This is a genomic window from Kitasatospora sp. NPDC091257 (assembly GCF_044757675.1).
Classification (GTDB): Bacteria; Actinomycetota; Actinomycetes; order Streptomycetales; family Streptomycetaceae; genus Kitasatospora; species Kitasatospora lactacystinica.
The window spans coordinates 1-7,956 of sequence record NZ_JBIVVI010000318.1 but is presented as its reverse complement, the minus strand read 5'-3'; the positions used below and the strand labels follow the sequence as shown (position 1 = coordinate 7,956).

The following is a 7,956-nucleotide window of genomic DNA, read 5'->3' as shown; positions in this document are numbered from 1 at the left end:
CCTCGGGGGCGGCCAGGACGGCCCGCCCGGCGGTCAGGAAGAGCTCCGCCTCCTGCGGTCCGCACGCGTCGGGGAGGCAGAGCAGTACGCCGTCCCCGACGCCCGCCGCGGCGAGCGCGGTGCCCAGCGGTTCGGCGAGCGGGTGGCCGGGGGTGCTGTGCACCGTCCACCGCCCGGCGGGGGCGGGGTCCTCGGCGGGCTGCGGCCGGGCCGGCAGGACGGCCTCCCGGTGCTCGACCGCGAAGGGCCGCACCCACGGGGCCACACCGGCGACCTCGCCCGCCGACTGGCCGCCGTCCTGCGCGGTGTCCGCCAGCTGGTCGATCAGCTCGGCGATCCCGCCCAGGTTGACGGTCGCGTAGTTGGGCGTCGCGGCGAGCACGGGCCGGCCGAGCGCCCGGGTGACGTCGTTGACGATCTGGCCGATGGTGATGGAGCTCAGGTGCAGGTCGTCCATCGGGTGGGTCTGCGCGGTGACGGAGTCCAGCGGCAGTTCGACCCGCTCGGCCGCGAGCCTGCGCAGCAGCTCCAGGGTGGAGTCCGGGCCCTCGCCGGTGTCCGCGGACACCGCCGCACCGGCCCGCTCGTCCCGGCCCGGCCCGCCGTCCGCCGCCAGCTCCGCGTCGATGGCCGGGGCCGCCTCGCAGGGGTTGGCCAGGAAGGTCATCGCACCGTCCGCCGGCAGCTGCCGGATCAGGCGGTCGCCGAACAGGGTCTCGGTCCGCAGCGGTACGCCGAGCACGAACGCGGCGCCGGCGACCCTGAGCAGCGGGCCGAGCGAGGCGCTGTCGGTGTCCACCGCCAGGGTGGTGAGGTTCGGGGCGATCTCCGCCAGCAGGCCGGACAGCACCCGGCCGGGGCCGACCTCCACGACCAGGTCGGCGTCGGCGACCGCCACGGCGGCGGCCTCCTGGAACCGGACCGGGAGCAGGACCTGTCCGCGCAGGACCTCGCGCAGGTCGGCGGACGGGTCCAGGAGCCGCCCGGTGACCGTGGAGGCGATCGGGCGGACGGGTTCCTGGAAGTCGAACCGCGCGAGCTCGGCGGCCATCGCGACCGCGGCCGGCTCGACCAGCGGCGAGTGGAAGGCGTGCGACACGTTCAGCCGGGTCGCCGTGACGCCCTCGCCCGCGGCCCGGCGGCAGACCTCGTCGACCGCCTCGGCGGGGCCGGAGAGCACGGTCTGCCGGGGCCCGTTGTAGCCCGCGATCACCACGTCCTGTCCGGCGGACAGCCGGGTGGCCTGCTCCGGGGTCGCCGCCAGTCCGGCCATCGCGCCGCCGCCGTGGCTGGCCTGGGCCATCACCCGGCCGCGGATCGTGGCGAGGCGCACCACCTGCTCCTCGGTCATCGCGCCCGCCCAGTGCAGGGCGGTGAGCTCCCCGAGGCTGTGGCCGACGGCGGTGTCGGCCCGGATGCCGACCGCGTCCAGCACCCGCAGGGCGGCCAGGGAGCCGGTGACGATGCGCGGCTGGGCGACCTGGGTGGCGACCTGGTCGTCACCGGTGGGCAGGGCGGCGGCGCGGAACACCTCCTCCGCCGCGGCGAACCGGCGCCGGATCGCGCCGACGGCGCCGCGGCCGGAGCCCTGGCCCGGGAAGAGGTAGGCGATCCGGGGGGCGGTCCGGGCGTGGCCGAGGAAGATCCCCTCACCGGCCGAGGACACCTCCCGCGCTCCGGAGTCGAGCAGGGCCAGCAGCCGTTCGAGGCCGCGCACGGCGTCGTCCGGGCCGGTCGCCACCACGGCGGCCCGCACCGGGCCGTCGGCGAGCCGGTCGGCCAGGGTGCCGGCCAGGTCCGCGAGTTCGGCCTGTGCCAGCTTCGGCACCAGGTCGAGCAGCCGGGTCAGCTCCGCGCGCAGCGCGGCCGTGTCCGCCGCGTCCAGCAGCAGGAGTTCGGCGTCCTGGCGGCCGGCGACCAGCCGGGTGGTGCGCGCGTCGAGCGCCTCGCGCCGGGTGCTGCCGGGTGCCTCGGCGAGGGTGACGTGGGTGTTGATCCCGCCGAAGCCCATGGCCGACACCCCGGCCCGGACCGGGTGGCCGGCCGGCCAGAGTTCGGCCTGGCGCGGGACGTACATCGCCGCCTCGTCACCGAGCAGGCCGGGGTGCGGGTCGACGTGGCCGGTGGCCGGGGGGATCACCTGGTGGTGCACGGCGAGGGTCGCCTTGATCAGGCCGGCCACGCCCGCGGCGGCCTTGGTGTGCCCGAAGTTCCCCTTGACCGTCCCGAGCGCGGCCGGACGGGCCGTCGGGTCCGCGGTGCGGCGGGCGGAGGACAGCGCCTCGATCTCGGTCGCGTCGCCGAGGGCCGTGCCGGTGCCGTGGCCCTCGAAGTACGAGACCGTCTCGACGCCGTAGCCGGCCCGCCGGTAGGCGCGGGTCAGTGCCAGCCGGTGGCCGCTCGCCTCCGGCCGGGTGATGCCGCCCTTGCCGTCCGAGGAGACGCCCCAGCCGCTGATGCTCGCGTAGATCCGCCGCCCCTGCGCCAGCGCGTCCCGCTCGCGCATCAGCACGAGCATGCCGGAGCCCTCGCCGGGCCAGAAGCCGTTGGAGTCCCGGTCGTAGACCTTCATCTCGCCGGTGGCCAGTGCGCCCGTTTTCGCGAAGCCGATCACCTCGAACGGGTCGATGGACAGGTCGACGCCTCCGGCGACGGCCACGTCCAGTTCGCCGTCGGCCAGTGCCTTCGCCGCCGTGACGACGGACAGCAGGGAGGAGGAGCAGGCCCCGTCGACCGTGTAGCCGCCGCCGCGCAGGTCGAAGTGGTTGCAGATGCGGCCGGCGATGGTGTTGGCGAGGCCGCCGGCCAGCGAGTCCTCGTCGATGGCCGGGAAGGGCGCCTTGTACTGCGGCTCCAGCTCCTGGAGGAGCTTCGCGACGTCCTCCTCGGACCAGCCCTGGCCGGTGAGCGCGGCGGCCACCGTGCGGCGCACGTAGGGCCACCGCAGCCGCATGATGTTGGCCCGCGAGAATTCCCCGGTGAGGCTGTTTCCGACCACCACGCCGGTGCTCTGGTGGGGAAGTCCCGAGCCGTCCGGGAATCCGGCGTCGGCAAGTGCCTCGGCGGCCACGTCGAGGGCCAGCCAGTGCGTCAGGTCGGTCGCCCGGTACGTGCTTCCGGCGACGCTGTATTTGATGCGGTCGAACGCGTAGTCCCGCAGGACCGCGGCCTTTTTCGTGTAGTGCCGGTCCGGCGCACTCCGGTCCTCCGACCAGTAGTCCGCCTGGTTCATCCGCTCGTCCGGCAACCGCCGGAAGGCTCGCCGGCCGCCCAGTACGTTGTCCCACAGTTCGCTCGCCGAATTGGCGTCCGGATAACGGAGGCCAATTCCTACGATAGCGATCCGCTCACTGCTCACGTATTCACCACCCATGGAGATGAATTGACGGCGAATCTCCTCGCCGACTCGACTCGCCTGCACTGTCGTCAAGAATGCATCTGCGGCCGCCCCGATGTCTTCTCCGAGTTTGCTTTCCGCCTGGTGGGGGGCACTGCTTTTCCATAACGGTGTGATTTCTCGGCGCCGCTATTCAATAACGCCGTCATTTCCGGGGCGGGCCGCGCCCGTCCGGACGACCGTGCCGGTGGACGTGCCGACGCCCGTGCGGACGGCTGTGCGGACGGTCGTGCGGACGGCTGTGCGGACGGCTGGGCGGGCAACCGTGCCGACGCCCGTGCCGATGCCCGTGCGGGAGGCCGGGAACGCGCCGAGGCTCCCGCCGGTCGGCGGGAGCCTCGGTCGTGCGGGGCCGTGCGCGGGGTCAGCCGTCGGCGGCCTTGGGCAGGCGGGCACCGAGCCGGGCGCCCAGCTCCCGGGCCGCCGTCAGGGCGGCCCAGGAGGTGAGCTCGATCAGCGCGGTGTCACCGGGCCGGTCGCTCCGGAACTCGGCGACGAGGCCGTCGTCGACCTGGTAGGAGGCCTGGGCGGTCAGCAGGGCCAGCCGGCCCGCCGCACGCTGGTCCCCGGGCAGGGCCGACACCGCGTCCTCGACCCAGCCGCGGCTGATCCCCGGCGGTCGGCCGTCCCACCCGGCCAGCCGGTCCGTCACCAGGGCGCGGACGCCGTCCGGCACCGACCGGGCCCCCGCCGCGTCGATCGCGGCCGCCGCCCGGGCGAACGCGCCGGCGACGCTGGGGGTGCCCGCCGCCCAGCTCAGGTCCCCGGGCAGCGGCGCGGAGGGCAGCAGGTCGAGGGAGGTCCCGGCCGGCGGGGCGAGGCGCGCGCTGCGGCGCATCAGCCGGCCGAGGACCGCCCTCGCCGCCGACCGCGCGGCCGGCGGAAGACCGGCCGGCAGCGGGCTCTGCGCGAGGAACAGGTTGACCATGCGGTTCAGGTAGTGGAAGGTGACGGCCACCCCGACCAGCTCGGGCGCCGCCTGCGCGGGGAACGGCGGCCGGTCGTCCGGCGCCGGCCCCCGGTCGCCGTCCGCCCGGAACCAGTCGGCCCACCCCTCGGCCGTCGCGCGGGCCGTGCCCGGGGCGGCGGCCCCGGGCAGCAGCGCGGCCAGCGCCGTGCCGTGCACCTCCACGCAGTACGGGCAGGCGTTGGCGGCCGAGACCGCCGCGGCCACCGCCTCCTTGGTCGCGCGGTCGACCCGCCCGCCGGCCACCAGGGTCTCCCGCAGCATCACCCAGGAGGCGGCGAGCACCTCCGGCGCGGCGGCGTGCAGCCCGATCGGCGGTGCCAGCATGCCGAACTCCCGCTCGACCTCGGCGAAGACGCCGGCCACCTCCTCCCCCGCGGCTGCCGGCCGCACCGCGGCGACCCGGTGGATCTGCGCCATCGACCTCCGCAGGGCCGACCGCAGGAACGGTGTCGTCATGTGCCTCCTCCTCGACGGCTCGATCCGGTGCCGGGGCCGGCTACCGGCGCATCAGGCCGGGCAGCTGCACCTGCACGCCGCGCCGCCCGCTGGTCGCACCGTCCGGCGCGGGAGCGCCGTAGACGACGTTCACGCCGCGCTCCCGCGCGGCCCTCACGATGCCGGGGATCGCGCGTTCGGCGAGCGCGGAGATGGTCAGCGCGGGGTTGACCGTGAGCGCTCCCGGGACGGCGGAGCCGTCGGTGACGAAGATGCCCGGGTGGTTGCGGAGTTCCTGCCGGTCGTCGAGCGCCGAGGTCTGCGGGTCGTCGCCGATCCGGCAGGACGCCAGCGGGTGCACGGTGTAGGCGCCCACCAGGTCGTTGGTCCACGGCATGACGCGGGCGAGTCCGTCGCGCTCCAGGATGTCCTTCACCACGGCGTCCGAATCGGCCCAGGCGCGCAGGGTGTTGGCGGTCGGCCGGTACGAGATCGACCCGCGCCCGAGCATCTGCTGGGAGATCCGGACGGCGTTGCCGGTGGGCGGCGGCGGCCCGAAGACGCCCTCGTTGTCGTCCTCGATCATGGTGAAGACGGTCAGCCAGGACTGCCACTGCCGGACCAGTTCCTTCTTCTCCACGCCGAACCAGCTGGGCCCGCTCGCGTCGGGCACCTGCGCCAGGATGGTGCCGAAGCCCGGCGGGAAGTAGAGCTGTTCCAGGGAGAACCGGGAGTGTTCCGGCAGCGATCCGTCGAGGTTGTCCCAGCTCGCCACGACCGGGCCCTTGCCGATCTGGTTGGCCTTGAACGCCCGGCCGTCGGAGCGCTTGAGCCCCAGCAGGTCGCGGGCCTTCTCCTCGTCCACGATGGCCGTGTTGAGGCGTTCGCCGTTGCCGGAGAAGTAGCGGCCCACGGCGTGCGGCATGGTGCCCAGGGTCGCCTCGGAACGCTGGAGGATGACCGGGGTGGCGCCGGCGCCGGCGGCGAGCACGACGATCTTCGCGTCGATCGTGCCGCTGCCGACGTGCACCCGGTAGTCCACGTCGTCGACGACGTCGTAGTGCACCCGGTAGCCGCCGTCGTCCGTCCGGGACAGCTGCTGCACCTCGTGCAGCGGCCGGATCTCGGCGCCGTGCGCGAGGGCCGCCGGAAGGTAGTTCAGCAGCAGGGACCGCTTGGCGTCGAAGCGGCAACCGGACATCATCCAGTTGCAGTTGGTGCACTTCGCCCGGTCGATGGCGGCCGGGACGGGGTTGGCGGTGCGTCCCGCGTGCTCGCAGGCGGCGGCGAACAGCCCGCCCGCGTACGTGACGTCGTTCCAGTCCTGCTGGGTGATGGGCAGCGCCTCGGCCACCCGGTCGTACCAGGGGTCGAGGACGTCCCGGTCGATGGCGGCCGGCCACATCCGGCGGCCGATGCTGCCGCGGCGCTCGAAGACGAACCGCGGGGCGCGCGGCATCGCGGCGAAGTACACCACGCTGCCGCCGCCGACGCAGTTGCCGCCGAGCAGGCTCATGCCGTCGCCCACCACGAAGTCGAAGATCCGGGTGTACGAGGAGCCGAGCAGGAAGTCGTGGTCGAAGTCGTCGGCCTTCAGCCACGGGCCGCGCTCCAGGATGGTGACCTTCGCGCCGCCGGCCGCCAGGTGGTACGCCGCGATCGCGCCGCCGAAGCCGCTGCCCACGATCAGGACGTCGGTGCTCTCGGTACTCGTCATGCGGGACTCCCTGTAGGCGTGGTGTCCGGGTGGGGGTCTGCCAGCTGCTTGCCGTACGAGAAGTCGGGGAACCGCCACAGGCCGTCCTCGTCGGGCTTCATGAAGCCCATCGCCGTGAGGCCCGGGTGGCCCGCCGCGAGCGCGTCCGCGGTGTGCATGTGGGCGGCCGTGTCGAAGGCCATGTTGGCGAACAGCGCCAGCAGGACCCACAGTTCCCGTTCCTGGTGCTCCGTTCCGGTCAGCTCCTGCACCAGGCTGGTCCGGTCCGCGAACGGCAGGGCGACGAACGGCGGCACCGAGTCGTCGAGCCGCAGGCCGTGCTCGTCCGCGTACGTGCTCGCGTGGCGGTTGAGCGCCTGCACGTAGTCGTCCAGGGCGTCCGACAGTCCGGTCGCGGGGGTTTCGAGCAGTTCGACGGCGCCCGCCTGGACGGCACCGCCGCCGGTCGAGGCGCCGGCCACCGCCCGGTCGTCGGGCGAGCGTTTCTCGCCCGGGACGATCGTGTCCGCGAAGGCTTCGAGCGTCATGGTCCGGTCATGGTTTCGATCTGAGGTAGGCGATCCCACCGGCATCTCCTCAGCTGCTTGTCGAAAAGCGGGGACGGCACACACCGGCCGATCCCGATTCGCATACGCGACTGTGGCATCGTGCGCGCATTGCGCTCCCGCCCGCATCTCTCGCGTTGCTGAGGGCTCCCGGCGCCGTTCAAACCCGACTTCCGGGATGTCTCACCGCTCGGGCTTGCCAACGGCACGTGCCGCCCGGCCCATTGCGGCTGTCATGTGCCTGCTGCTACGGTCGTCACTTGCTATGGCGGCGACACTTTTCAGCTTCGCCTTCCGAAGGGGGTCCTCCCTTCGCTTGCCCTGGCGCCTTCGACAGTCGGCCTGTCACCGCGGCCGTGACTTTCGTTCCCGATCATCGCAAGGGTGGAATTCTGTTCATCCGCAGGTGCGGCGGAGAAGCTGGAGTCAAAGATGACATCTGCCATCGAGCAAGCTGTTTCCCGGGCCATCGAAACCATGCACGACAACATCGGCGAGTTACTGACCATCGACGATATGGCGCAGGCGGCCATGTACAGCAAGTTCCACTTCTCCCGGGAATTCCAGCGGATGACCGGGGTGTCACCACGGCGGTTCCTCTCCGCCCTCCGGCTCGAAACGGCCAAGCGCCTCCTCGTCGAAACCTCGTTCACGGTGACCGAGATCAGCCACCGCGTCGGGTACAACAGCGTCGGCACCTTCAGCTCGCGGTTCGCCAGCAGCGTCGGCGTGCCTCCCACCACCTACCGTCAGCTCGGGGGCTTCACCCCCCGGATCGAGATCGACTCGCGCGGCCTGGCCCGGAGCACGGAGCTCTCGACCTTCCGCGGCGAGATCCGGGCCCCGATCGCGGGGAACCTCGGCCTGGTGTACCTCGGGCTGTTCCCGACCC

Annotated in this window: 5 protein-coding genes; 1 reads left to right on the top strand and 4 read right to left on the bottom strand. The window is 73.4% G+C overall.

Going from position 1 to position 7,956, the window contains the following annotated elements:
* The 4 genes from ACIQOV_RS17020 to ACIQOV_RS17005 form a co-directional block, all read right to left on the bottom strand.
* Positions 1–3,373: type I polyketide synthase (locus ACIQOV_RS17020; protein WP_401049268.1), on the bottom strand; the 3,373-nt coding region annotated here is incomplete at its 3' end.
* A 388-nt stretch (positions 3,374–3,761) separates the two neighbouring features.
* On the bottom strand, positions 3,762–4,823 hold the full coding sequence (locus ACIQOV_RS17015) for a carboxymuconolactone decarboxylase family protein (protein WP_401049266.1): 1,062 nt from the start codon (positions 4,821–4,823) through the stop codon (positions 3,762–3,764).
* Positions 4,824–4,863: 40 nt separating this feature from the next.
* Positions 4,864–6,519, bottom strand: coding sequence for a GMC family oxidoreductase N-terminal domain-containing protein (locus ACIQOV_RS17010; protein ID WP_401049264.1), 1,656 nt, complete (start codon positions 6,517–6,519; stop codon positions 4,864–4,866).
* Positions 6,516–7,046, bottom strand: a complete 531-nt coding sequence (locus ACIQOV_RS17005; protein ID WP_401049262.1) for a DUF5987 family protein — start codon at positions 7,044–7,046, stop codon at positions 6,516–6,518. The genes ACIQOV_RS17010 and ACIQOV_RS17005 overlap by 4 nt, the downstream gene beginning before the upstream one ends.
* 402 nt (positions 7,047–7,448) lie before the next feature.
* Between ACIQOV_RS17005 and ACIQOV_RS17000 the strand changes: the two genes are divergently transcribed.
* Positions 7,449–7,956 (top strand): helix-turn-helix domain-containing protein (locus ACIQOV_RS17000; RefSeq protein ID WP_401049260.1); only part of this gene is annotated, 508 nt, incomplete at its 3' end.

What these genes read in the sequence shown, in the direction of transcription:
- ACIQOV_RS17015 (WP_401049266.1), bottom strand. Translation starts at nt 4,823, where the DNA reads ATGACGACACCGTTCCTGCGGTCGGCCCTGCGGAGGTCGATGGCGCAG.
- ACIQOV_RS17010 (WP_401049264.1), bottom strand. Translation starts at nt 6,519, where the DNA reads ATGACGAGTACCGAGAGCACCGACGTCCTGATCGTGGGCAGCGGCTTC.
- ACIQOV_RS17005 (WP_401049262.1), bottom strand. Translation starts at nt 7,046, where the DNA reads ATGACGCTCGAAGCCTTCGCGGACACGATCGTCCCGGGCGAGAAACGC.